At 64.2% G+C, this 24,020-nt stretch carries 23 protein-coding genes; 5 read left to right on the top strand and 18 right to left on the bottom strand.

Features of this window, described 5'->3' with window-relative positions; translation table 11 throughout:
* Positions 1–10: 10 nt before the first annotated feature.
* The 5 genes from ASF79_RS15760 to ASF79_RS15740 form a co-directional block, all read right to left on the bottom strand.
* Positions 11–1,189 carry an anhydro-N-acetylmuramic acid kinase gene (locus ASF79_RS15760; protein WP_055856775.1) on the bottom strand — a complete coding sequence of 393 codons (1,179 nt, stop codon included), beginning with the start codon at positions 1,187–1,189 and terminating at the stop codon, positions 11–13.
* On the bottom strand, positions 1,189–2,109 hold the full coding sequence (murQ, locus tag ASF79_RS15755) for an N-acetylmuramic acid 6-phosphate etherase (protein ID WP_055856772.1): 921 nt from the start codon (positions 2,107–2,109) through the stop codon (positions 1,189–1,191). The genes ASF79_RS15760 and murQ overlap by 1 nt, the downstream gene beginning before the upstream one ends.
* Positions 2,106–3,002, bottom strand: a complete 897-nt coding sequence (locus tag ASF79_RS15750; RefSeq protein ID WP_055856770.1) for an ABC transporter permease — start codon at positions 3,000–3,002, stop codon at positions 2,106–2,108. Before ASF79_RS15750 ends, murQ begins: the two co-directional genes overlap by 4 nt.
* A complete protein-coding gene (locus ASF79_RS15745) occupies positions 2,999–3,970 on the bottom strand; it encodes an ABC transporter permease (RefSeq protein ID WP_055856767.1) in 972 nt (323 codons plus the stop codon). Before ASF79_RS15745 ends, ASF79_RS15750 begins: the two co-directional genes overlap by 4 nt.
* Before the next feature lie 61 nt (positions 3,971–4,031).
* Positions 4,032–5,573 carry an ABC transporter substrate-binding protein gene (locus ASF79_RS15740; RefSeq protein WP_055856765.1) on the bottom strand — a complete coding sequence of 514 codons (1,542 nt, stop codon included), beginning with the start codon at positions 5,571–5,573 and terminating at the stop codon, positions 4,032–4,034.
* Positions 5,574–5,758: 185 nt separating this feature from the next.
* Between ASF79_RS15740 and ASF79_RS15735 the strand changes: the two genes are divergently transcribed.
* On the top strand, positions 5,759–6,661 hold the full coding sequence (locus ASF79_RS15735; RefSeq protein WP_055856761.1) for a MurR/RpiR family transcriptional regulator: 903 nt from the start codon (positions 5,759–5,761) through the stop codon (positions 6,659–6,661).
* 61 nt (positions 6,662–6,722) lie between these two features.
* Here the strand turns inward: ASF79_RS15735 and ASF79_RS15730 are convergent, their stop codons facing one another.
* From ASF79_RS15730 to ASF79_RS15690, 9 genes are all read right to left on the bottom strand, one after another.
* Positions 6,723–7,352: an HAD family hydrolase gene (locus tag ASF79_RS15730; RefSeq protein ID WP_235500811.1), complete on the bottom strand. Its 630-nt coding sequence runs from the start codon at positions 7,350–7,352 to the stop codon at positions 6,723–6,725.
* A 46-nt stretch (positions 7,353–7,398) separates the two neighbouring features.
* Positions 7,399–8,280, bottom strand: a complete 882-nt coding sequence (locus ASF79_RS15725; RefSeq protein WP_082495983.1) for an NAD(P)-dependent oxidoreductase — start codon at positions 8,278–8,280, stop codon at positions 7,399–7,401.
* A complete protein-coding gene (locus tag ASF79_RS17230) occupies positions 8,277–9,575 on the bottom strand; it encodes a class-III pyridoxal-phosphate-dependent aminotransferase (RefSeq protein WP_082495982.1) in 1,299 nt (432 codons plus the stop codon). Before ASF79_RS17230 ends, ASF79_RS15725 begins: the two co-directional genes overlap by 4 nt.
* On the bottom strand, positions 9,556–10,386 hold the full coding sequence (locus tag ASF79_RS15710) for a hypothetical protein (protein ID WP_156366297.1): 831 nt from the start codon (positions 10,384–10,386) through the stop codon (positions 9,556–9,558). The genes ASF79_RS17230 and ASF79_RS15710 overlap by 20 nt, the downstream gene beginning before the upstream one ends.
* Positions 10,387–10,775: 389 nt before the next feature.
* The gene (locus ASF79_RS15705) at positions 10,776–11,516 is read right to left on the bottom strand and encodes a glycosyltransferase family 2 protein (RefSeq protein ID WP_055856742.1); all 741 of its coding nucleotides are present in this window, start codon (positions 11,514–11,516) and stop codon (positions 10,776–10,778) included.
* Entirely contained in the window at positions 11,513–11,866 is a 354-nt protein-coding gene (locus ASF79_RS17225) for a cupin domain-containing protein (RefSeq protein WP_082495981.1), read from the bottom strand. Before ASF79_RS17225 ends, ASF79_RS15705 begins: the two co-directional genes overlap by 4 nt.
* Positions 11,867–11,875: 9 nt before the next feature.
* Positions 11,876–13,138, bottom strand: a complete 1,263-nt coding sequence (locus ASF79_RS15700) for an MFS transporter (protein WP_156366296.1) — start codon at positions 13,136–13,138, stop codon at positions 11,876–11,878.
* A 281-nt stretch (positions 13,139–13,419) separates the two neighbouring features.
* Entirely contained in the window at positions 13,420–13,941 is a 522-nt protein-coding gene (locus ASF79_RS15695) for a putative immunity protein (RefSeq protein ID WP_055856736.1), read from the bottom strand.
* A 153-nt stretch (positions 13,942–14,094) separates the two neighbouring features.
* A complete protein-coding gene (locus tag ASF79_RS15690; protein ID WP_055856732.1) occupies positions 14,095–14,781 on the bottom strand; it encodes a FadR/GntR family transcriptional regulator in 687 nt (228 codons plus the stop codon).
* A 142-nt stretch (positions 14,782–14,923) separates the two neighbouring features.
* Between ASF79_RS15690 and ASF79_RS15685 the strand changes: the two genes are divergently transcribed.
* A complete protein-coding gene (locus ASF79_RS15685; RefSeq protein ID WP_082495980.1) occupies positions 14,924–16,594 on the top strand; it encodes a 2-isopropylmalate synthase in 1,671 nt (556 codons plus the stop codon).
* Between the two features lie 41 nt (positions 16,595–16,635).
* On the opposite strand, the gene ASF79_RS15680 is transcribed toward ASF79_RS15685, so the two are convergent.
* Positions 16,636–17,289: a TetR-like C-terminal domain-containing protein gene (locus ASF79_RS15680; RefSeq protein ID WP_055856726.1), complete on the bottom strand. Its 654-nt coding sequence runs from the start codon at positions 17,287–17,289 to the stop codon at positions 16,636–16,638.
* A gap of 141 nt (positions 17,290–17,430) precedes the next feature.
* Between ASF79_RS15680 and ASF79_RS15675 the strand changes: the two genes are divergently transcribed.
* Positions 17,431–18,801 (top strand): MFS transporter, encoded by a 1,371-nt coding sequence (locus ASF79_RS15675; RefSeq protein WP_235500790.1) that lies wholly within the window; start codon positions 17,431–17,433, stop codon positions 18,799–18,801.
* Here ASF79_RS15675 and ASF79_RS15670 read toward each other — a convergent pair.
* Positions 18,798–19,658, bottom strand: a complete 861-nt coding sequence (locus ASF79_RS15670; protein ID WP_055856719.1) for a 3-hydroxyacyl-CoA dehydrogenase — start codon at positions 19,656–19,658, stop codon at positions 18,798–18,800. The two genes, ASF79_RS15675 and ASF79_RS15670, sit on opposite strands and share 4 nt — an antisense overlap.
* Positions 19,659–19,672: 14 nt before the next feature.
* Positions 19,673–20,302, bottom strand: a complete 630-nt coding sequence (locus tag ASF79_RS15665; protein ID WP_055856715.1) for a TetR/AcrR family transcriptional regulator — start codon at positions 20,300–20,302, stop codon at positions 19,673–19,675.
* 70 nt (positions 20,303–20,372) lie between these two features.
* On the opposite strand from ASF79_RS15665, the gene ASF79_RS17750 reads away from it, so the two are divergent.
* Positions 20,373–22,757: an alpha/beta fold hydrolase gene (locus tag ASF79_RS17750; protein ID WP_156366294.1), complete on the top strand. Its 2,385-nt coding sequence runs from the start codon at positions 20,373–20,375 to the stop codon at positions 22,755–22,757.
* A 25-nt stretch (positions 22,758–22,782) separates the two neighbouring features.
* On the opposite strand, the gene ASF79_RS15655 is transcribed toward ASF79_RS17750, so the two are convergent.
* Complete coding sequence (locus ASF79_RS15655) at positions 22,783–23,337, bottom strand: hypothetical protein (RefSeq protein WP_055856713.1); 555 nt, start codon at positions 23,335–23,337, stop codon at positions 22,783–22,785.
* Between the two features lie 200 nt (positions 23,338–23,537).
* Between ASF79_RS15655 and ASF79_RS15650 the strand changes: the two genes are divergently transcribed.
* Positions 23,538–23,915, top strand: coding sequence for a DUF1801 domain-containing protein (locus ASF79_RS15650; protein WP_055857272.1), 378 nt, complete (start codon positions 23,538–23,540; stop codon positions 23,913–23,915).
* Positions 23,916–24,020: the final 105 nt, after the last annotated feature.

The raw sequence follows: 24,020 nt of genomic DNA, 5'->3' as shown, positions 1-24,020 counted from the left end.
TCTCTCCCCATCACGGCGTGCGGCCCATGGAATCGAACCGAAGGCTTGTAGGAGCTCGACGAGGTTCGGGCAGATGCAGCGGGAAGGCACCCGGGGAGAACGAGCCAAGCAAGCGGTGGCCAGATGCTCCAGTCGCACTGGGCACGTTGCCGGGAAGCCCATGCCACGCCAACCAGCCGACGAGTGCCATGAGAACGGCCTCCTTCTCGTCTGCGCCGACGCCGAGCACAGCGGTCGTTGTCACGTGAACACCGGGTAGTGCAGCAGCGAGACCGGCCATGAGCACGGGGTTTCTCGCGCCGCCACCCGAGACGAAAACCTCGCTCGCGCCCGCAGCCGACAAGGCATCCGCCACCGTCTGCACGGTCAGCTCCGCCAGTGTCGCGAGCAGATCGACCGTGGAGACCGGCGCTGCATGCGCTCGGAGGGCGTCCTCGAGGTATCCGAGATGGAAGAGCTCTTTGCCCGTACTCTTCGGCGCGGGGAGGGCATAGTACGGTTCGTCGAGGAGTCGGTTGAGCAGCGCGCCATCGACAGTGCCCTCGGCGGCAAGCAAACCGTCCGCGTCGAATCCACGGGGATGAGCCGATCGGTCCACAACGACCGCGTCCATCAGAGCATTCGCCGGCCCGATATCCCAAGCGGTCGCACGACCACGCTCGTCGAGGACTGTCACGTTCGAGATGCCACCGAGGTTCAACGCGGCAGGGCGCCCTTCACGCCCCGCCAGGAGGAGTGCATCGATTGTTGACGCGAGCGGAGCACCCTGGCCGCCGGCTGCGACGTCTCGCACACGGATGTCGCCGAGCACAGGACTGCCTGTACGCTCGGCGATCCATGCGGGCTGGCCGATCTGGAGGGTGCCGAGCACACGAGGCCCATCTGCCCAATGAAAGACCGTTTGCCCATGCGAGACGATGAGGTCGACGTCCCCGCCTGCCTCGATCGCCGTCACCGCAGCATCCGCAAATGCCTGTCCGATAAGGGTGTCGAGCTGCGCGAACTCGGCCATGTCACACTCGGCCGGCGGTAGCGCCGCGAGCAGCCGTGAGCGCAGGACCGAATCGTAGGGGGTCGAGTTCTGGTGCAGGACGCGTGCTTTGAGCACGTCGCCGCTCATGCTGAAGTCCACCACGGCGGCGTCGATACCGTCGTGAGAGGTGCCAGAGATAAGACCGAGGATGCGCACTATGCACGACCTTCCATAATGGGGCGCAAGCGCCCGTTCGTCGATTCGAGGATTGATCGTGCCGCCGCGGCATCGACACCACGGCGTATTGCCACGACAGCGACTTTGACCTCGCCGTCTGCCTGGGTCAGGGCCGAGACTGCCTTTTCGCGATCAGCTCCTGTGATGGTGCGCACTATCGTCACCGCACGCTCGCGTAGCTTGCCGTTCGATGCACGCACATCGACCATCAAGTTGCCGTACGTCTTGCCGAGACGTACCATCACGATCGTGCTGAACATGTTGAGCACGAGCTTCTGCGCCGTGCCCGATTTCAAGCGGGTGGAACCACTGATGAATTCGGGACCGACGACGACCTCGATTCCATGTTCTGCCACCACGCTCAACTCGGATCCGGGATTGCAGGACAGCCCGATTCCGAGGGCACCAAGTTCACGGGCGCGACGCACGGCGCCGACGACAAACGGGGTGCGTCCGCTCGATGTGATTCCAATCACCGTGTCCACGGGTCCGACATGAGCCGCGTCCATCGCTGCAGCTCCAGCAATCGCATCGTCCTCGGCACCCTCGACGGCACCCACGACGGCGGCGGGTCCACCAGCCATCACGGCGAAGACCTGCTCGGGTGGTGAAGAGAATGTGGGAGGGCACTCGGCGGCGTCGAGCACGCCTATTCGACCGGGCGTGCCGGCACCGACATAGAGCAGACGTCCGCCGGACTGCATGCGTGTCGAAGCTGCCTCCAAAGCCGGCACGATTTGAGGCAGGGCCGCTTGCACGGCAGTTGGAACCGCGCTGTCCGCTTCGTTCATGAGCGCCGCTAGCTGAGCGACGGGCATCCGGTCGATGTCGGCAAATCGCTGATCCACGGCCTCCGTGGTCAGGCCCTTGAGCGCGACCTTCGAATTGAACGTGCTCATCGGCTTCGCCTCCCGGTCGGATCGAGCGCGTCACGAAGACCGTCTCCGAGGAGGTTGAGGCCCACCACGAGCAGGATCAAGACGATGCCAGGCGCGAAAAGAGTCCATGGCGCGACAGACACGAGGGTGCGCGCATCGAAGATCATCGAGCCGAGCGACGCGGCTGGCGGTGGGGTGCCCAATCCGAGGAAGCTCAGCGATGCCTCGGTGAGCACAGCCCACGAGAGGGACAGCGTGATCTGAACGATGAGGATGCCGGTGATATTCGGAAGAACATGCCGGAGCATGATGCTCGAAGCGCGCATTCCCGTTGCACGCGCAGCAGAAACGTAGTCAACTTCCCGCAGGGTGAGTACTGGCCCGCGAGTGACACGCACAAAGATAGGCGTGTAGACGACCGCGATGGCGATGGCGACGGTGAACCAGTTTCGCTGAAAGACCGATGCGAGCGTGAGCGCCAGGAGGAGGGGCGGGAAGGCGAACAGCACATTCGTGACACCTCCGATCGCGATGTCGGTCACCCCTCGAAGAAAGCCGGCCACCACTCCGGCGATCGTGCCGACCACGGTGGCGACGGCCACTGCCACAAGAGCCACGACGGCCGAGTTGGCGACGCCCGAGGCCACGCGCGAGAAAATGTCACGCCCGAACTGGTCGGTTCCGAACCAATGTGATGCGTCGGGTGCCTGGAGACGGGCGGTTCGATCCTGAACTGCCGGGTCGAAGGGCAGAAGGCCCAAGACCGACACAACCGCGAGCACCAGTAGAAGCAGAAGCACGACGCTGCCCGCAGCGCCACTCGGGTTGCGAAAGAGCCGACCGCCCGTTCGGGAACCTGGCCGCCTCGCAGCTGTTGCCGGAACGAGGAGGGATTTGGTAGACGCGGCGGTCATGCGGCACGCACTCTCGGGTCGATTCGACGGTAAAGAAGGTCCGTCAGCAGATTGACGATGACGAAAATGACAGCGATGACGAGCACGGTGCTTTGCACCACTGCGTATTCGAACTGATTGATTCCGAGCAGGACCTGACGGCCTATTCCAGGGAGGGAGAAAATCTGCTCCACGACGACCGCTCCTCCGAGGAGGTACCCGAACTGCAGGCCTGACATGGTGACGATGGGAACGAGGGCTGTGCGCAGTACGTGGTGCCATTGCAAGCGTCGCGGCGGAACGCCTTTTGCGCGAGCCGTCCTGATGAAGTCCAGCGTGCGCACTTCGAGCACTGCTGTGCGCGTTGTTCGCATGATGGGAGCTGAGATTCCGAACCCGAGGACGAAGGCCGGCAGCGCCATTTGTTGAAGGTTCAACAGAGGGTCCGTGAAGAGGGTCGCGTATCCCTGACCGTTCGGGTTGAAACCAAAACTCGAGGCTGCCACGGCGAGTAACGCGGTGGAGAGGAAGAACGCGGGGATGCCGAGACCGGCGAGCCCGAAACCCTGCCCTATCCAGTCTCTCAGCGCGTTCGGCTTCGAGGCAGCGAGCATGCCGACCGGCACACCGATGAGTACCGCGATCATGAGCGAGAGAACGGCGAGTTCCAGGGTGACCGGCAACGCTGATGCCGTCATCTCGAGGACACTCTGTTGCGAGCGGGCAGAGTATCCGAGGTTGCCAGTGACGATGGAACCCAGCCACGTGAAGAATTGCCCGATCAGAGGCTGGTCAAGTCCGTAATACGCCTCGAGAGACGCCTTCTGGTCGGCGCTGAGTGCGGCGGCCTCGGTTCCGAACGAGGCAGTGATCTGGTCGCCGGGTAGAGCACGCAGCATGAAGAAGACAGCGACGGCGACGCCGAACAGGGTGAGAAGCGCCCCGCCGAGACGACGGAACCCGACCGATTGTCGAATGCGATGGATCATAGTTCTCCTTCGTTCCGGTCGACGCAGATTGCGATAGCGCCGACCGGAACGATGTCGGTAATCAGGTCAGGGTGACGTCGCGCAGAAACTGCATTGAGCCATTGGCCATTGGAGTGAACCCGTCGACCCCCGCAGCGGTCGCCGTGTAATTGAAGCTCGTGAACAGCCACACCCAAGCAGCCTGGTCCTCGAGTTCCGCGGCGATCTCGCTATAGATCTCCGTTCGTTCGTCGAGATCGTTGCTGGCGCGGCCGGCTGCGAACAACCCATCCAGCGCCGGCGAGCTGTATCCAGCCACGGCATTCAGATTGCCGGTGCTCGTGAAATAGCGACCGTACGATGCGTCAGGGTCGGGCTGCCCACCGTTCAGGGCAACTGCCAACTGGAAGTCTCCGGCGACCCAACGATCCACATAAGCGCCAGATTCCAGCACTTCGAGCTCTAGCGTGATGCCGACCTTCGCGAGCTGCGCCTGAATGTTCTCGGCCTCAGCCACCGCCGTCGAATAGCCGCCCTGCATGACGATTGCCTTCAGCGTGAGGTTGTCGACGCCGGCCGACTGCAGGTACTTTTTCGCCTTGTCTCCGTCGACCTCAGGGCATGGCCGTTCATCTGGGTCGGAGCGGAAGGCGGGAGAAGTGATGGGTCCGGTGACCTCCCCTTCGCCGAGGGCCGCAGTATCGAGTACTTCCTGACGGTCAATCGCACAGGAGATCGCGAGACGCACGTTCACGTCGCTCAGGGCTGCGTCCCGTGAATTGAGTTGGAGAGCGTGGTAGCTGAGCTGCGGCGTCTCGTCGATCGTGACGGGTGCGCCGACGGTGTCCGCGACGAGCGCGTCGTCAAAAACGGCCATCTGCACGTTGCCGGATTGGAGAGCAGCAACGATGGCGGCATCATCTGGGATTACTCGAAATTCGACGGCCGCGATCTTCGGCTCACCGCCCCAGAATTGCGGATTCGCCTTCAGAGTGAGGGACTCATTGGCTTTACGGCTCTCGAAGGTGAACGCGCCCGTGCCGACCGGCGTCTTTTCCGCCGCGGCCAGATCGACGTCGGACGGCAAGATCGCAGTGGTGATAGGAGCGAGCTTCGACGGCAGAGCCGCGTCAGCGGCAGTGAGCGTCATCGTGACCGTCTTCGGGTCTGTCGCCGCGATCGACTCGACTGCCGCGAAGTTCGCTGCGGAGATGGATGCGCTCTGAGGGTCTCGAATGGTGTCGTATGACGCCACAACGTCATCTGCGTCGAACGCCGAGCCGTCGGAGAACACAACACCCTCGCGTAAATGGAAGACAAGGGAGAGCCCATCTTCAGAAACATCCCACGAGTCGGCCAGTCCGGGAACGACGTTCAAGTCCGCGTCAAATTCGGTGAGGGTACCGTACGTGTTCTGCAAGACATTGATCGCTTGAAACTGCGTCGCGCTCCAGGGCAGCAGGGTGTCTACGTCAGTCGTGACGCCCACGACAAGCGTGCCCTCTGTGTCGTCGCTATCAGTGTTCGGTGACGCCGGCGAACAGCCTGAGAGAGCAATTGCAGCAACAGCGGTCAGCCCGAGAGCCACCGTAGTTCTGCTTCGAGAAAGGGAGAACAGTGCCATGAAGTGCCTCCAAGAGGAATGTCGAATGAAGCAATGGGCGCCGGGACACTTCTGTGACCGCGACGTTGCGGACGAGCCTAGGACACAAATATACATGATTTGTTTCGACTACGTAACTTAATTCCTCAGACCAGGGGCCGACTGGGCGCCCCGGGTACGCTGAACCTACTTGAAAGGAGGCGAGCGTGGCTCTAGAGACTGTCCGGCCTGCATCGCGCTCGGTTCTGACCGAAGTTCGTGCCCATCTTCCCGAACTCCGTCCATCCGAACGCCGAATCGCAGAGACGATTTTGGCGGATCCTGAGTCCTCGGCGACGCGTTCGATCGGCGAGCTTGCGAGCATTGCTCAAACGTCCACGACCACAGTGGTGCGATTCACCCGCCGCATCGGGTATGAGCGTTTCAAAGACTTTCGTCATGATCTCACCCAGCAGAATCTGCGCGAACGGCTGGCATTGGCGGAGGCACACGCTCCCGCGTCAGACATCTCTCCCACTGACGCAATCGAGGACATCGTGGCGAAGATAGCCGCTAACGAATCCCTCTCTATTGCGGATACCGCCAACTTCCTCGATGTCGACGAGTTGAAGCGTGCAGTTGCCGCGATCGCGCGAGCCGGTCGGGTGGATCTCTATGGCGTCGGCGCGAGCGCAATCGTTGCACTCGATCTGCAGCGAAAGCTGTCCCGCATCGGTCGCATCGCACTCGAATGGCCGGAATCGCACGCCGCGTGGACCGCGGCCGCGGTACTCGACCCGGGAGCCGTCGCCATCGCCATCTCACATTCGGGAGCCACGATGGACACCATCGAGTTTTTGCGCATCGCGCGTCAGACCGGCGCGACCACCATTGCGATCACCAATCACCAGCAATCCGAACTGGCGCGCGGAGCCGACATCGTGCTGCGCACGACAGCGCGCGAAACCGCCTTCCGCTCGGGTGCCCTCGGTAGTCGTATTGCCCAACTGATGGTCGCCGACTGCCTCTTCGTCGGTGTAGCTCAAGCTGACTACGACAAATCAGTAGATGCACTGAGAAAGACGTACGCGGCAGTGAGCGAAAAAAGCTCGAACCGTCACAACCCCTGAAGACGAGGCCCCACAGTGGCAGCCCCGTCTTCAGCGATGTTCGAGGTCTAGGCGAAGCGCATTAGGACACCTGGAGCTGCAGAGCAAGGATCGATGCCATCTGTGCTGCACCCCGAGCCATTACAGACGCCCCGGCCTCATGGCAGGCCGATGCCGCATCTGGACTCACGGCAATAGCCCAGACGTCACAATCCGCGGCGACCCCAGCTCGAACACCGATGCCGGTGTCCTCCACGACGAGCACATTGCGTTGCTCGAGGCCCATTGCCCTCCTCGCTCGCAGATACACCTCTGGATTCGGCTTACCCGCGCGGCAATCATCGCTCGTAATGGTGACATCGACGGAATCAACAAGCTCACCGAGGAGGCCTCGCACAACATGCCCAGGGGCACTCGTGGCAATAGCAAGCGGAATCCTCCCTGAGGCCGAACGAATGAAAGACCTCATCGCCGGAAACACTCTGTCCTCTGATGCCGCGAGGTGAAGGAACTTCGTGTGGAGACCGGCCACGACATCGTCTATCTCGTCGTCGCTGAGACGCTCGCCGAGAAGTTCGGTAAGCACGTCTTTCGATCGTCGGCCAGCGGCGCCAGGACGGTACTCTCGCACCTCTGGCCAAGGTGCAGTATTGACGAACTCCGACCAGACCCGGCGGTGCAGGGCGGGTGTATCTACGATGACCCCGTCCATGTCCAGGATGAGACCTCCGTATTGGCCGACGAAAGCCAACGGCGAATCATTCACTCGCCTGAGCCCCCCTACCTGTCAGATGCTGATACACGCGGGTGTAGTCCTCGGCAGGAGTGGCTTCGGCAGCCGCACCATAGAGCGAGGCCAATCCGGTGACGACAGGCAGATCGAGGTTCAGCTCTGTGGCCAGCTCGCTGAGCAGCCGCACATCCTTCGCTGCCAGGCGCAAGGCAAAGCCGGCGGGCGGCGGGTCACCGATCATCGTTCTCCCGATGTCCGAGAGCCCCACGCCTCGACCCCCTGTCGACGCGATTGCATCAAGGAAGACGGTCGTGTCCGCATCGATTCCGTCGAGCACGGTGAGCGCTTCGGCCATGGCTGCGACTTGGGCTGTGAACAGCTCGTTGGCCGCGAGCTTCGCCGCGTGCCCAGCACCGGGCGTGCCGAGCGCGAACTGCGATCGCGAGACAAGCTCGAGAATCTCTCCGTACCAGTCGATCTCGTCGCCTCCTCCTCCGAGCAGCAGAATGAGAGACCCTGTCCGGGCAAGAGGAGGGTTGCCCAACACGCCAGCATCCAAGTAGCGCAGGGAACTCCGGGCCGCCTGGCCGTGCAACTCACGACTCGTGGAAGGCTCGCTCGACGTCAAATCGAGAATGCCACGAGTGACATCTCCGCCACCGGCCAGAATCTGATCGACGGTCGCGGCCACCTCCGCGGGCCCCGGAAGCGACAAGACGATCCAGTCCGCGACACGTCGTACAGAGCCGAGGTCGGATAGCCGTGTCCCCCCGGCCTCGACGATCGCATCCACTTTTGTTGAATCCGCATCGTAGGCCCAGACGGACAGGCCGCGCTCGATGAGATGCAAGGCGAGCGGACCCCCCATCGCTCCAACTCCGATAACAGCTACAGTCGGGCTGCTCATTTCCACTCTCCCGCCCGATCCATGTCAAGGATCTCTTCGGCGATGGCATCGAGAGCGCCCATCCACTGCTCGTCGCTGATGACGAGTGGGGGCATGAGCAAAAGCGTGGAGGTGTAGGCCGATGGCTCGGCGAAGATACCTCGGCGCAGTAGCCGACTTGTGAGGTTCTCCATCGGTGGCCGAGCGAATGGGCGACCCTCGGCGTCAGTGAATTCGATACCGAGCTCGAGGCCGAGGCCCCGAACGTCGGCAACGGCCTGCACCTCGGCTACGAGGGGAGAGAGGCGCTCGATGGCGCGCTCGCCGAGAACTGCCGCGCGTTCGGTCAACCCTTCGTCTCGAATGACGTCGAGTGATGCAAGGGCCGCCGCACATGCGATGGGTGTCCACCCGAAGGTGGATGAGAAGCCGGGCCCGGCAACGGCACTTGCGAGCTCGTCGCGTATGAGAGCACCAGCCATCGGGACAGCTCCCGATGTCAGAGCCTTCGCTACGACCACAATGTCCGGGTCGAGGCCTCGATGCTGATATCCGAAATCTCGACCGGTGCGGCCGAAGCCCGTTCCCACTTCGTCGACGATCACGAGGGCTCCGACTTCGCGCGCCCCCTCTTGAACTGCGCGATAGAAAGCGTCGTCGCCAGAGATGACGCCAGGGTTCGTAAAGACAGACTCGAGGAGAATGGCGGCGGGTTCCGGTGTCGCCCTCAGACTCTCGCGAACGAGACTCGCATAGTCTCGGCCCTGTGCACGCAGCGCGTCGGGGATCGGGACGTGACGGTGATACTCGGTCGCGGGTACATCAATGCCCTGAAGTTCAGGTACGCCGCCCGCTTGCATCGCGCCGAGCGTGCCACCGTGATACGCCTGTGTAAAACCAACCACCGCCTGTCGCCCAGTTGCCCGGCGAGCCACCTTGAGGGCGGCTTCGACAGCCTCGCTACCGGTCGCTCCGCACAGTGCCTTGTACCCTCCTCCGAGAAGCTCGTTCAATCTCTCTGCGACGCGTGAACGACCGTCGTGAGTGCACCACGGCGGCGCGAACGGCATTTGAGACGCCTGAGCTGCTAATGCAGCGATAACACGCGGGTGATTCCAGCCCGTGTTGGCCACGTTCCAACCCGACGTTAGATCGAGCAAGCGGCGTCCGTCCGCATCGATCAGGTAGGCCCCCTCCCCGCCCTCGACAGCCACAGGAATCCTGGTGGTGGGCCGTGCGACGTATCGCCTGTCGCGTTCCGCGAGGGAGCTGGAGACACTGCTCGTGCCGAGAATGTCATCGATCACTGTTGACATGGTCTTTCCTTTCACTTGTTTTGCAGGGGATTCTTGCCGAGCGAATGCCCGGGAAGACAACGGTGGCCAGACACAGCAAAAGCAGTCCGAACAAGCTCGCGAGGGTGAGGGCCACTGGCACGCTTCCCTCGCCGAACACGGCGAAGAGCCACCCGACACCGGCGCCGGCCAGCACGGCACTGATCGTTTTCGTGGCGGCCGAAACGACCGTGTGGGCCACCCCGGCCCTGCGATCGGACGTGAGGGCGCGGACGGCAGAGACTTGCGCGACGGTCCAGAGGGCGACTGCTGTTGTGTACGCAACGAGTCCGGCAACAACGATGACGTTCGACAGCCGAAAGACAGCGGGCAACCAAGAACCGGCCAACAGGGTCAAGGCAATGAGATAGACGACAACCAGCCGTCGCCCTTCTAGTCGGGATCCGATGAATGCGAAGATCGGCAGCTCCAGTGCCGCCAGCACGATGAGCGTGAGAAATGGCACCGTCACGCTCAGAGAAGCGAACGGATCAAGAATCGAGCTGGAGTAGATGAGATAGGAATACGCCGAGACGGGGATCGGTAGACCGACCAGGACGAACAGGATCAGTCCTCCCGGAACCGGGTACTGGCGGGGGGATGACGACTGCGTACTGATTCCGTTCCCGAGTGGGCTTCGCGCCTCGGGTACAAGCACTGGACTGCAGACCTCGACCACCGCGATCGTGACGAAGACCACGGCGGCGACGAGGAACACGGCACCGCCCAGACCAATGAGCGACAGCACCGCGCATATAACCAAGCCCCCGCACCATCCGACGACACCGAACATGCGAATACGCGGCAGACCGTGCATCCATCCGGACCGCTGGATCCGAGCAGAAACGAGCGGATCGAGTCCCCCACTCGCCGCCCCGAAGACGCAGAGGGCCGGAATGACCACCCGTGCATCGAACCCCGTGACCGCACAGATGAAGAGGAGAAACGACCCTGATGCTGCCAGGGCGGCAGCACCGAACAACCCTTTTGCGCCCGGCCTGTCGTCGATGGAACCCCATACCGGTGCGACGACGACGGTAGCCACCGTCATGACGCCGATCGCCGACCCTGCCAAGACCGGCTCCCACCCGCTGGTGATCGCAATCGTGCTGGTCGGTGGAACCACGAGGGCGGTGCCACCGAACACTCCAGCGTTCCGATACCGCAGGCCAGCCAGGCTCATCACAGATCAGTTCGACCGTCGTAGTCCGCGTCGGGAGTAATCTCCACGAGCTCGAGGCCAGCCTCATCGACAAGGTATTCATAGCCGATTGACTGAAACGCATTCTCAGGGTCGAGCTGCTTGTAACGTCCCATTCGAGCGGCCCTGTCAGCTGCATGCAGCATTTTCAAGTGATAGAGATTCGTGTCGATGCGAGTGAATGCGTCGGTTCCTATGTATTGCGCCGAGTACCACTCGCCGTGCCACCGTGCGGGATCGAAAGCGTGCGACTCCCCGAGGTTGCGGAAGATCGCGGTTTTCCGCTTTCGTCCCCATACGCCGTCGTTGCGAAATTGGGTCGGGGAGTCCCAGACCTCTCGGAGCGGTTGATCGATTCCGATCGCCCCGGTCCGATCTGCGTCCGCGATCATGCGCGGCCAGTCGTCCCACAATCGACGAGCGGGGCGTTCATCCGCGTCAAACGCTACAAACCAGTCGGCGCCTAACGACTGCCCAGCGATGACGAGGCTTTGACGATTCTTGGGCTCGTCCCAACCTTGCTTTTCTGAGGGGTCAACTCGCAACAAGACGTCTACGAGGGGACTGGATTCGAGTAGCAACGCGGATGCGTCCGAACTTCCATCGTCGAGGGCTACGACTGCCCCGACCCGCGCGGCGACCGCTTCGAGCCAGCCAGGAAGATAACGCGCGTCGTTGAAGACGGGGAGCAGAGCGACCACCCCGTCGAGACGATCGCTCATGCCCTCGAGGGCCCGTCCAGTGTCGTTCTCTTCGCCCCAACGGATTCGAACGCCAGGAGCGTTGTACCCGGTTCGGTGCAGACACGATGAGGTTCCCCTTCTTTGATATGAATCAGAGATCCCGCGGTCACCGTGATGGGACCCTCTTCGGTGTCTACCTCGAGAACTCCGGCGAGTACGACAAGGACTTCGTCGCTATCTTGGCTATGCCAAGACCCAACGAGCTCCCCTCCCCCGCTGTGAAGAACGATGGATGAGTTCATAGTGGTCAATTCAGCGTTGACCCACGAGGGCGGCGCAGTCGGGGTCTTGCCAGCAAGACTCAGCTCGGCGTTGTGCAGGGTGGCCATGGAAACTCCTTAGGTTTGTCGATCGTCGTGATGGTCAGATGCGGAGGAACTTCGAGCCCACCGGTAGCCGATGACCGCGACGAGAAAGCCAGAGGTAACGGCCAGCAGTCCGGTGACCGCAAAGACTCCGGCACTCGTAGGGTCGTCTGCAGCGGCCAAGGCGACTGCCGGAATGAGCGCTCCGCCCCCGGCGCCGCATGCTACGAACAGCCCGGTCGCCCAGCGGGCGCGTGCTATTGGTATGCCGCTGAGTCCGATGCCCAAGATGAGCGAGTAACAGGGGCCCAAAGCGATTACCGCTACGCCCAACGACACGGTCGCCGCCACCGGATAGTTGGAAACGGTCATGGCGGTCACGCCAAGGGCGCATGCCGCCAGGGATGTCGAGAACAAGAGGTACACCCTTGGCGACAATGACCCGCTCAGCAGATACGTCGCCAGGTAGCGCCCCGAGGCGAGAAGTAGCCAGAAGACAGACGTACCGATAGCTGCATGTTGAGCTGGCACGTTGAGCACGAGCAATGGAATGGTCGAGGACCATCCGGAATATACGGTCTCAACACCTACATACAGAGCGAGAGAAAAACCCACCGGGACAAGCACGCTCGCAAGGCTGCGAGTTCGCGTTCCTTGACGACCGGAAAGGGCTTCTTTTTCGGCAACAAACGGCGTAGACGAGCTGCGATTCGATACCCCGTCGTTCGTGCGCAGCACGAAGCACAACGCGACTAGATGCACGCCACCGATGCTGAGGAAGACGAGTTCGGGCCTGCTGCCCGCGGGCGTGAATGCGAGAAGAAGCGGCACACCTGAGGCGACGATCGCGACGGTTCCGGTGAGAGCCGAGAGCAACCGCGCTGTCCCTGTTCCGCTGAAAACGCGAGCGAGGATACTTCCACCCGCCTCCACGAGCCCGAATCCGACGCCGATAATGATGGACACAGCGACAAAGACTGTTGAAACGGATGAGACCGATAGGGCGATGAAGCCCACGGCCTGGATACCTGCGCCGAGAATCGTCACCCGACGTGGCGAAAGACTTTTTCCCAGTACGGACGAGATCAGCACCCCAGCAAGGAGCCCGAAGAACAGTGCTGGAACGGCACGAAGGTAGTCCCCCAGCACGCCTGTTCCACTCGCAGCGAGAGAGGGAATCATTGCGGGAATCGCGGCGGACGTAGTGCCCATAGAGGCAAACAAGATGAAGAGGGATGACACCGCCGCGGGCGTCGGGGCAGATGCCCGTGCCAACGTTCTACCGTGGTCGACCATGCACCCTCCTCCCGATATGCCATTAATGTACATGGGTTGTCGTAGTGAGGGAAGAAACTTACCTAGATTGATCCTTGAGCAAAATCGAAGGCAAGAAGCGCGCCTGTGTCCAAGATTGTGCGGATGCGACCAGCTTCAGACCGAGGGCAACTACGACAATTGCTCCCAGCCGGTAAACGGCCACTTGGAGACGCGGCTGAATGGTTAAGGGCCGGAAATTGTGCGACATTCCAACGCGCTACCTACGTGATTGCACACGTACTGCTGGCCCCAGCGCCCGTCTACAGACCCGCCTGAAGCAGCCGGATGTTCTCGCCGAGAACTCCCGATGCCAGGAGTCCGGCGCCGAGCGGTCCGGACGAATCCGTGCCGAGCAAGGGAAGCTGCCGCAGCGCTTCGCGCACCGGCTCGCTCATGAGCTCGAGCTGCCAATCGATCTCAGTTTGGCCACCGGCATCCGGGTCAGCGATACCCGCAGCCTTCGCGGCGTAGGCGGCCGCGCCGAGCGCGTGCGCGCCCATGTGAGCGACACCGGATGCCTGTCCGGCCGACCACGCTGCGGCCTTCGCCGCCGGGGAGCTGACCACCTGGGCCGCGCGGTTGGCCTCGAAGCGACGCCGGATCTCGCCGGCCGCATCCAGCTCGCCGCGAGCGAATGCGCGCGCCCGGGCTATGCCGTCCCGCGGCCGGTCATCGTCGGGCGCCTCCGCCTCGAACAGAGGCAGCACGCGCTCGGCGCAGTCGGCGGCCCAGGCAGCAACGAGTCGGCGATCGCTCTCACTGAGCGACTGGGGAGAAGGCATGCCAGCACTGTTGCACATCGCAGCCGTCGACGGCACCCTGATGCGCTGCCTCCCGGGCCTGCGCTCCATGGGCACTAGCGTACGGCGCGACCCCAGCGCCTTCGCGGATGCTGATTAGCCGCCAGGTTCCGGCCTATTGCGCAGGCTCGGGGATCACTCGCGACGAGTGTGCGAGGCGAGCCCATCGCGGAGTGCGACGAGGTGAGTGCGGCTGAGTTCGGATGCGGCGCTCGAGTCGCGAGTCGCGATCGCTTCGACGATCTGCGCATGGGTGAGCTGGTCGTGATCGGTGCCCGGTTCACCGCTGAGTTCGAGCATCTGGATCATCGCCTCGCGGCTGCGCTCGGCGAAAGTGTCGAAGAGTTCGGCCAGAACTTCGTTGTGGCTCGCAACGACGACACTTCGGTGGAACGCCGTGTCTGTGTCGACTCTGGCCTCGATCGTGATGCGGTCGACGTCGCGGAGCGCGAGGGCCGCGCGGATCGCATCCAACTCATCGGGCGTATGACGTTCGGCGGCGAGTGTTGCCGCTTCGGTCTCGATGGCGATGCGCGCCTCGAGGATCGACGCGATGTTTGTTCGCGTCACCAGCGCGTCCCAATCGGCAGAGGGAGAAGCTGCCTGAAGAAAAACGCCCGCGCCTTGCCGAGTGAGCAGAACGCCTTGACCGCTCAGCTGGCGGATCGCCTCTCTCACCGTCGAGCGCCCGACACCCAGCTGCGGGGCCAACGTCGTTTCGCCGGGCAGCTTCTGTCCGATCTTCCACTCACCCGCCTGGATGCGAGCGAGAAGCAATCGAGCGACCTGGTCGGAGAGTGACTCGCGCTGTATGGGGCTCATGTTTTCCAGCTTACTCCTCAGCTTGTCTGAGTAGTTGTGTTAGCGTTGCGCCGTGACCTCGACCACCAACTCTCGACTCTCGACCCCGGCGGGGCCGGTTCCGGATTCCTCACCCCATTGGAACCGACAACGCCATTCTCAGATGCCGTCCAATAGATACGACGATCTCTTCGCCCGGGTGGACGTTCCGCTCCGCACTCGCGAGTGGCCGTCACGGCGGCTGACAGAAGCTCCGCTCTGGGTTCCGGTTGATCTTCGCGACGGCAACCAGGCGCTCGCCGAGCCGATGGACCCGAGTCGAAAGAAGGCCTTCTTCGAACTCATGGTGTCGATGGGATACAAAGAGATCGAGGTCGGATACCCCTCGGCATCACAGACCGACTATGACTTCGTGCGGCTGATCGCCGAGACCGATCTCGCTCCCGACGACGTCACCATCGTGGTTTTCACCCCCGCCCGTCGCGATCTCATCGAGCGCACCGTGGAGTCGATCCGCGGCATCCGGAACCCCGTCGTCATTCACATGTACACCGCGACGGCGCCGCTGTGGCGCGACGTCGTACTCGGCCACGATCGTGAGTCGCTGCGCGAACTGATTCTCGGCGGCGGTCGAGACGTGCTCGACTTCGCCGGACACCTCGACGGCGTGCGCTTCGAGTTCTCACCCGAAGTCTTTAACCTCACCGAGCCCGACTACGCGCTCGAACTCTGCAACGCGATCACGACGCTCTGGGATGCCAGCACTGATCGGCCCGTGATCCTCAACCTGCCGGCGACCGTCGAGGCAGCAACACCGAACGTGTACGCAGACCAGATCGAGTACATGCACCGCAATCTCGACAGACGTTCCGCGGTCATCCTCTCTGTGCATCCCCACAACGACCGCGGCACCGGCATTGCGTGCGCCGAACTCGCCGTGCTCGCCGGCGCGCAACGGGTGGAGGGCTGCATCTTCGGCAACGGCGAACGCACCGGCAACGTCGACATCGCCACCCTGGCGCTGAACCTGCACGCGCAAGGCATCGATCCGATGATCGACTTCTCCGACATCGACCACATCCGCCGTGTCGTCGAACACAGCAACCGCATTGAGATCCACCCGCGGCACCCCTACGTCGGCGACCTGGTTCATACCGCGTTCTCGGGCACCCACCAAGACGCGATCAAGAAAGGCTTCGCAGAACATCGAGCTCGCTCGGAGGCCACCAATATCCCCATCGACCGGCTGCCCTGGCGGGTGCCCTATCTGCCGATCGACCCTGCAGACCTCGGCCGCAGTTACGAGGCGGTCATCCGGGTCAATTCGCAATCAGGCAAAGGCGGCATCGCCTACCTGCTCGAACGCGACTATGGCATCGAGATGCCCCGCAGGCTGCAGATCGATTTCTCTCGCCGCGTGCAACAGCACACCGACGACACGGGGCTCGAACTCGACTCCGCAGACCTGTTCGCGATCTTCGAACGCGGCTATCTCACGCCGAGCAACACAAGCGTCGAGCTTCTCGAACTCGACGTCACATCCGCGGGCGGCGCAACTCGAACCGCGCTGCGGATCAACGTGGACGGCACAGAGCATGCGGCGACGTTCGGCGATGTCGGGGTGGTCGAAGCCACCACGCGCATCCTCGAGGCCGGTGGCAAGTCCGTCGAAATCGTCTCGCTGCATCAGACCTCGCTCGCAGCCGGCAACGACAGCGACGCCCTGACACTAATCGAATACCGGCGCGGATCTGCCACCCAGTGGATGGCCGGACGCCACCGTTCTGTTCTCGACGCGACGGTCATCGCTGTCATCAACGCCTCCACAACGTGACCGCGGCAGTAGGGCCTCAGTTCACTCTCGCGAGCGGCGCTTCATAACGAGTGGTGGCGTTGCCACTCGACCGTCGCTACACCGTTGAGCACGCTCAACACCGTTCGCTCGGCGAGGACGGCGTCGATCGGCTGGTGCCCGAAGAACGCCCGATAGTAGAGCGGCGCCGCGAGGAGATCGAGCGTGAGCTCCATGTCGATGCCGGGCCGGATGTCGCCGCTCTCGACCGCGCGCTCGAGGACAGCGCGGGTGGTCGCCCGACGCGCTTCGAAATAGTCGAGCAGAAACCGCTGCCGCAGCTCTGGATCTTTCTCAAGGTCTGACAGCAGGCCGGGCAGGGCTCGCGTGATCGGAGAACTCTCGAATGCCTCGGCCAGGTTCGAGATGCCGGTCACGAGGTCGCAGTGCACGCATCCGGTGTCTGGGGTCGGCGTGGTGCCGAGCACCGAGATGAAGGTGTGAACGATCACGCCGGGCAGGCTCTTCCACCGTCGCCGCAATGCCGGCTTGCTCGTACCCGCGGCCGCAGCGACGCCGTCAAGGGTAAGGGCGCTGTACGGAAGAGTGCCGAGCAACTGGATGACCGCCTCGGTCGACCGTGCATCGATGGACGCGTCGCGGGGGCGGCCCGGTGTCGGCGGATTCGCCGGCGACGAGCTCGACGGCGGCGTCCCACCCTGCTCTGGTTGCGTCATGCAGCCATCGTATCGTAGATTCGTTTCGTTCCGGTGTGGAACGTAACGGAAGGATCGCCAATGACTCAGGATGCGAACTCACAACAGGCCGGCGGTACGTGTGAGACCGATACCGGCGCGGAAGGCGTTTTCGCGCCGCGGTTGCGTTGGTTCACCATCGGCATCCTCGCCAGCGTCGGAGCCGTGGCCTTCGAGTCGCTCGGCATTGCCACGATCCTGCCCGAGGTAGCCGAAGAACTGGGCGGGCTGGGCGCATACGGCTGGGGGCTCTCGGCTCTGATGCTGGCGAACATCGTCGGTACCGTCATCGCAGGCACAGATATCGACCGACGAGGGCCGGCCCGAACCGTGCTCATCGGCAGCCTCGTCTTCGCCGTCGGATGCCTGCTCGCCGGACTCGCGCCCGACTGGGGCGTGTTTCTCGCCGCCCGCGCACTCCAAGGTCTCGGTGTGGGCGCGATCATGGCCTACGCATACAGCCTCGTCGGTGTCGCCTACCCGCCTCGACTGCAGGCCGTGATGTTTGCTTTTCTCTCGTCGGCCTGGACGATACCGTCGCTTCTCGGCCCCGTCTTCGCCGGCGTGCTCGCAGCCGCCCTCGATTGGCGGATCGTCTTCTGGGCGATCGCACCCATCACCCTCCTCCTCCTCCCACTCGTACTGCCGGGGGCTCGCCGGTTGTCCAGCCCGCAGCCGCGGTCCGACCGGCCACTCCCCGGGCCCGTCTGGTTCTCCATGCTTCTCGCCGTCGGCACCGGTGCGATCTTGTTCGGCCTAGACATGAATGCGATCCCGTTGCTGGTCACGCTCGTCACGGCGGGACTCGTCTGCGCCGCTATTGCGCTGCGTCGCGTTGTGCCAGCGGGAACGCTCGGAGCCCGTCGTGGCGCACCGGCTGGGATCGTCATCCGCTTCATTCTCTGCGGAGTGTACTTCGGCTCGGAAGCCTTCCTGCCACTCGGCCTGACAAAGATCCATGGCCTCGACGTCACTCTTGCAGGCCTGGGTCTCGCCGCAGGGGCGCTCGCCTGGACGGCCGGCTCGTTCGTTCAGGCGCGGATCGACGCGGCACGGCCCGGCCGACGCTCGCGGTCGACCCGCATCGGCATCGTCGCTCTGCTGATCGGTGAGATCGTCATGGGCGCAACCGTCGCACTGCCCGGCGTATGGCCGGGCTGGGCCATCATCGGCTGGACCATCGCGGGTGTCGGCATGGGGGTGGCGTTCAATGCGGCGACAGCAGCAACCATGGCCACCGTCGCCGTGACCTCGGCGGGGCGCATCAGTGCCAGCCTGCAACTTGCGCAAACACTCGCGACGGCGATAGTCGCTGGCCTCGGCGGTGCGCTGATCGCAAAGCTCGGCGCCACAACGCCCGCATTCCTCGCGGTCTTCGCGCTCACCGCCGCACTCGGCCTGGTCGGCACCATGCTCGCCGGGCGCCTGGATGCTACACCCAGCAAGCGCGGCACCGCCGGCCCTGCCGAGGTCACACCGAAGTCGACGACCTAGCTGTAGCGGTAGAAGCCCTCGCCGGTCGCGACGCCCAGCTTGCCCTGGTCGATGAAGTTCGTCTTCAGGTACGCGGCCCACGCCTGCGAGCCCGGCTCCGGGTTCGCCGACGCGATGTTGTATGCGGTCGTGAGGCCGACGACGTCGTAGATCTGGAACGGCCCGACGGGCGCACCCGTGCCGATGCGCCAGGTCTTGTCGACGGTCTCCGGGTCGGCGATGCCCTGAAGAACGAGTCCGGCCGCGGCGTTGAGCAGCGGCACCAGCAGCGAGTTGAGAACGTAGCCCGCCTTCTCTTTCTTCAGCTCGATGGGCACGAGGCCGCTGCGTTCGGCGAAGTCGACCACCGAGCGGTAGACATCGGGGTCGGTATCGGTCGTGCCCATGATCTCGGCCGTGTTCTGGCGCCAGACCTGGTTCGCGTAGTGCAGCGCGAGAAAGCGGTCGGCGCGCCCGGTGAACTCCTTGATGTCACTCGGCAGCAGCGTCGAGGAGTTGGTGGCGAAGATCGTCTTCTGCGGCGCCGCCTCGGCGAGCTGCTGGTAGAGGTTGCGCTTGATGTCGATGCTCTCGGGCGCCGCCTCGATCACCAGGTCGGCATCGGCCACAGCCTCGGCCATGTCGCTCGAATACCGGATGCCGTTGGCCGCCGCCTCGGTCGACTCGGCCGTGGCTCCGGCCACCTTGTCAGACACATACACCGGCGCCAGCTGGGCGATGCGGGTGCGGGCGTGCTCGAGCGCGTCGTCGGACACGTCGTAGGCGGTCACGGCAAACCCGTGGAAGGCGGCCTGGTACGCGATCTGCGATCCGAGCACTCCGGTGCCGATGACAGTGACGTTCTGGATGGGTTGCATGGTGGTGCTCCTTGCTAATGAGAGGTAGGAATGACGCCGTAGATGCTGCGCACCCACACGTCGACGAGAACGTCGAGCTCGGCGCCGCCAGTGACGGCCGGATGCTCGCCGGTCGCCGCGGCGAGCAGCACGCGTTCGTTCATGAGATTGAGGGCTGCGGCGAGATCACGAGCATGGATGCCCTGCGGGGCGGCCCCGCGGGCCCGCTCGGCCTCGATGACCTCGGCCGTGTAGTCGACCCAGCTGAGCATCGAGCGCGACCACAGGTCGTGCACCTCGGCGTTGCGGGAGCGCACGGCCATGGCGGCGGTTGCGACAGCGCGGTGCTCGGAGAAGACCTCGACGAACGCCGCGATCGATCGACGCCAGGCCGAGGCAGTGTCGGCGTCGAACTCGCGCGACAGTGCTGCGACGCGAGCCTCCACCTGCCGGATCACCCGGTCGAGCAACGCGAGCAGCACCGCCTCTTTCGAGGCGAAGTAGAAGTAGAAGGTCGGGCGAGATATGCCGGCACCCTTGGCCAACTCGTCGATCGAGAGGCTGTCGAAGTCGCGCGACTGCAGCAGCGCCTCGGTGGTGACGAGGATCGCCTCCTGCCGGTCGTCGCCGGAGGGGCGGGATACGCGTCGCGATCGTTCGGCCATGACTCCACGCTAGCAGTTCTCTCGACATGGTGTTGATTAACTCGACACACTGTCGAGTAGTGTGGTCGTCATGGTGGTTCACGTAGACGTGGTGATTGTCGGGGCGGGTCTCAGCGGCATCGGAGCCGCGAGCATCCTGAAGCGCGACTGCCCCGACAAGACCCTCCTGATCCTCGAATCCCGCGATTCCGTGGGCGGCACCTGGGATCTGTTCCGCTACCCGGGCGTGCGTTCGGATTCCGACATGTCCACGCTCGGCTACTCGTTCCGCCCGTGGAGAGACTCGAAAGCGCTGGCCGACGGCGACGCCATCCGCGACTACATTCGCTCGACCGTCGCCGACGAGCGGCTGGAGCCCGCTCTTCGTCTCAACCACCGTGTCGTCTCGGCGTCCTGGTCGAGTGCCAACTCGCTCTGGACGCTCACCGCGGTGCGCACGCCCCCGGGCAGCGGGGAATTCACCGAGAACAACTCGCAGAGCGAGACCGTCACCATGACGTGCTCGTTCTTGCAGGTCTGCTCTGGCTACTACCGCTATGACCAGGGCTACACGCCAAAGATCGCGGGGCTCGAGTCGTTCGAGGGCCGCGTGGTTCACCCGCAGCAGTGGCCCGCCGACCTCGACTACGCGGGCAGTCGCGTAGTCGTGATCGGCAGCGGAGCGACCGCGGTCACGCTTGTGCCGTCGATGGCCGAGCGCGCCGCGCACGTCACGATGCTGCAGCGCTCCCCCACCTACATCGCCTCGGTCTCGTCGGTAGACCGGCTCGCCGATCGCCTCCGGGGCCGGATGCCCGAGCGCCTTGCCTACGCGCTGGTGCGGGCGAAGAACATCGGCTTCTCGCAGCTGACCTACCAGTTCGCGCGCCGACGACCCGAGGCCATGAAGGGCATACTGCGCAAGGCTGCCGCGCAACGACTGCCGACAGACTTCGCGATCGACCCGAACCTCACCCCCACCTACGAGCCGTGGGATCAACGCCTGTGCGCCATCCCCGACGGCGACCTCTTCTCGGCGATCCGCCGCGGCAAGGCCGACATCGTGACCGGGCAGATCGACCGCGTCACGCCCGACGGAATCGATCTGGTGGATGGCGGACACCTCGACGCGGACGTGATCGTGACGGCCACCGGTTTGAGCCTGCTGTACCTCGGCGGGATGCGACTGGTCGTCGACGGGCGCGACGTCGAGGTGTCGAAGACGCTCGCCTACAAGGGCATGATGCTGGCCGGCGTTCCCAACATGTCGATGACGATCGGCTACACCAACGCCTCGTGGACGCTGAAGGCAGACCTCGTGGCCCGCTATGTCGCGCGGCTGCTGACATTCATGGACCGCCGCGGCTACTTGAGCGTCACGCCCCGGGCCGACTCCTCCGTGGCCTCGGGCCAGCTCACCCCGCTGATCGACCTGGCGGCGGGGTATGTGCGGCGCAGCATCCGGTCGTTGCCCAAGCAGGGAGAACGCACGCCGTGGCGTCTGCACCAGAACTACGTGCGCGACTTCGCGCTGCTGCGCACCGGGCGGGTGACCGACTCCGTGCGGTTCGGTTTCGCCGGCGAGCGCACGCCCCCCGGTCTCGAGCGGCCGAGCGATGGCGAACAACGGGTGCTGCTCGATCGGCCGGGCATGGCCACCGTCTCCCTCGACGGCCGGCGCATCCGGTACCGGGTGACCGGCGAAGGGCCTGCCGTGCTTCTGCTGCACGGCATCGGTCAGAGTCTCGACGACTGGAACGACCAGCACGAGCTGCTCTCGGCGCGGCACACGGCGTACAGCCTCGACCTGCCGGGATTCGCGTACTCGCAGCGGCTGCCCGGCCGGGCCACGCTGCAGCGGCTCGCCTCGGCGCTGCCCGCTTTTCTCGACACACTCGGCGTGACCCAGGCCATCCCCGTTGTGGGCAATTCGCTCGGAGGAGCGGTGGCCATGCAGTTCGCCGCAGACCACCCCGACCGCGTCTCGGCGCTGGTGCTGGTCGACAGCGCAGGCTTCGGATCGGAGGTGACGCTCGCCCTGCGGCTGCTGACCGTGCCCCTGCTCGGCGAGGCGCTCACTCGGCCCCGACTCGGCACAGCGAGGGCGGCCGTGCGTGCGGTGTTCGGCGACCCCGCGCTCGCGACCGACACCCGAATCGCTCGCGCATACCGACTCTCGCAGCGGCCCGGGCACTCGCAGACCATGCTCGACATCGCCCGAGACCTCGGCACCCTTCGGGGCATCAGGAGTTCGTGGCGCGAGACGCTGCTGTCGCGCATAGCGGCGCACGATCGGCCCGTGATGCTCATGTGGGGCGGGCGCGACCGCATCCTGCCTGTCTCGCACCTCGCGGCCGCGCGTGCCGCACTGCCCAAGGCGGCCGTCACGGTCTTTGCGGATGCCGGGCACATGCCTCAGATCGAGAGCGCAGACGAATTCGCGTCGACCGTCGCGCGGTTTCTCGACGCGGTCTGAGCGCGACCGCGAGATGTGAGATCGGTCAGCGGCGGAACATCCTGAGGGTCGTCTCGAACAGGCCCGCGACGGGCCTCTGCTGCTCGCCCTGTTGGGCACCGAGCACGATGAGAACGGCCGTGAGCACGGGTGTGGTCCACTGCAATACCTTCTGGGCTCGCTGAGCGCCGGTGAGGGTGGACGAGGATCCGGCATCGGGCTCGGTGACGCCCTCGCCGCCTTCCTGCGCGTGGCGGCTGATGACCCCTCCCAGGAGTCCGGAGGTCAGCGCCGAGGCCCCGGCCAACGCGGTCAGCATGAGTTTGATGGTCGTGTTGGTGCGGCTCTCTTGCTGACCGACGAGGCGCGTCTTGTTTCCGGCGATCAGCCCCAGTCCGCCGATGCCGTGCACGACGACCGCGGCAAGCTGCACGGGCGCCCATTTCGCCCAGCCTCGAGACGAAATGGCGAGTCGCTCGGCCGGCGACTGAGCCGTGGCCGCGCCGCCGTTGAGGCCGACTGCGCCCATAAGAGAGCCGCCGAACCAGGCCGCGAGTCCGAGATCGTGCATGCTGCGTACGAGTGTGTTGCGTTCAGACATAAGGGCCTCACTTCCGTTTGGTCGCGCGGCGAACGTGCCGCACGTGTGCGCTCGACGCTAGGCGCGATCGACGCGCGTGCTGCGGGGACTTGACACACGCACGCGGTCGATGAGGTGTGTCGCACATCCGATGCAGCCATGCCGCAGTTCACTACGATGACGATCAGGCGCAGCACGCGCCGAGACACGGAGGTCATCCCATGGCATCACCCGAGGTAGACCAGATCATCGCCGCCTATCCCGACTGGCGCGGCGACACGCTCTCGCGCATCCGGAACCTTATCGTCGAGGCCCTGCCCGACGTGATCGAGGAGGCCAAGTGGAAGAAGCCCACCAACCCGCTCGGCGTTGCCACCTGGAGTCTCGGCGGCCTCATCTGCACCGGCGAGACCTACAAAGACAAAGTCAAACTCACGTTCCCGAAGGGCTCGTCGATCGACGACCCCACAGGCCTGCTCGCCGTGGGCGCGGGCGTGCGGCGCGCCATCGACATCCGCGAGGGTGAGATGCCGGATGCGGATGCGCTGCAGGCCGTGATCCGCGCGGCGGCGGCGCTCAACGCTGCTCCGAAAGGCTGAGCCACCGGCTCGCGCCGCTCCAATTCAGGAAAAGTGACTGGAATCAGGAAGTTCTGCACGCAGACCCTCATTATTCCTGCGTTACAGCGTGCTGAGCCATGAAAG

This window comes from Agreia sp. Leaf335 (assembly GCF_001423605.1).
In the GTDB taxonomy this organism is placed as follows: Bacteria; Actinomycetota; Actinomycetes; order Actinomycetales; family Microbacteriaceae; genus Agreia.
This window is presented reverse-complemented; position numbering and strand designations above follow the sequence as displayed.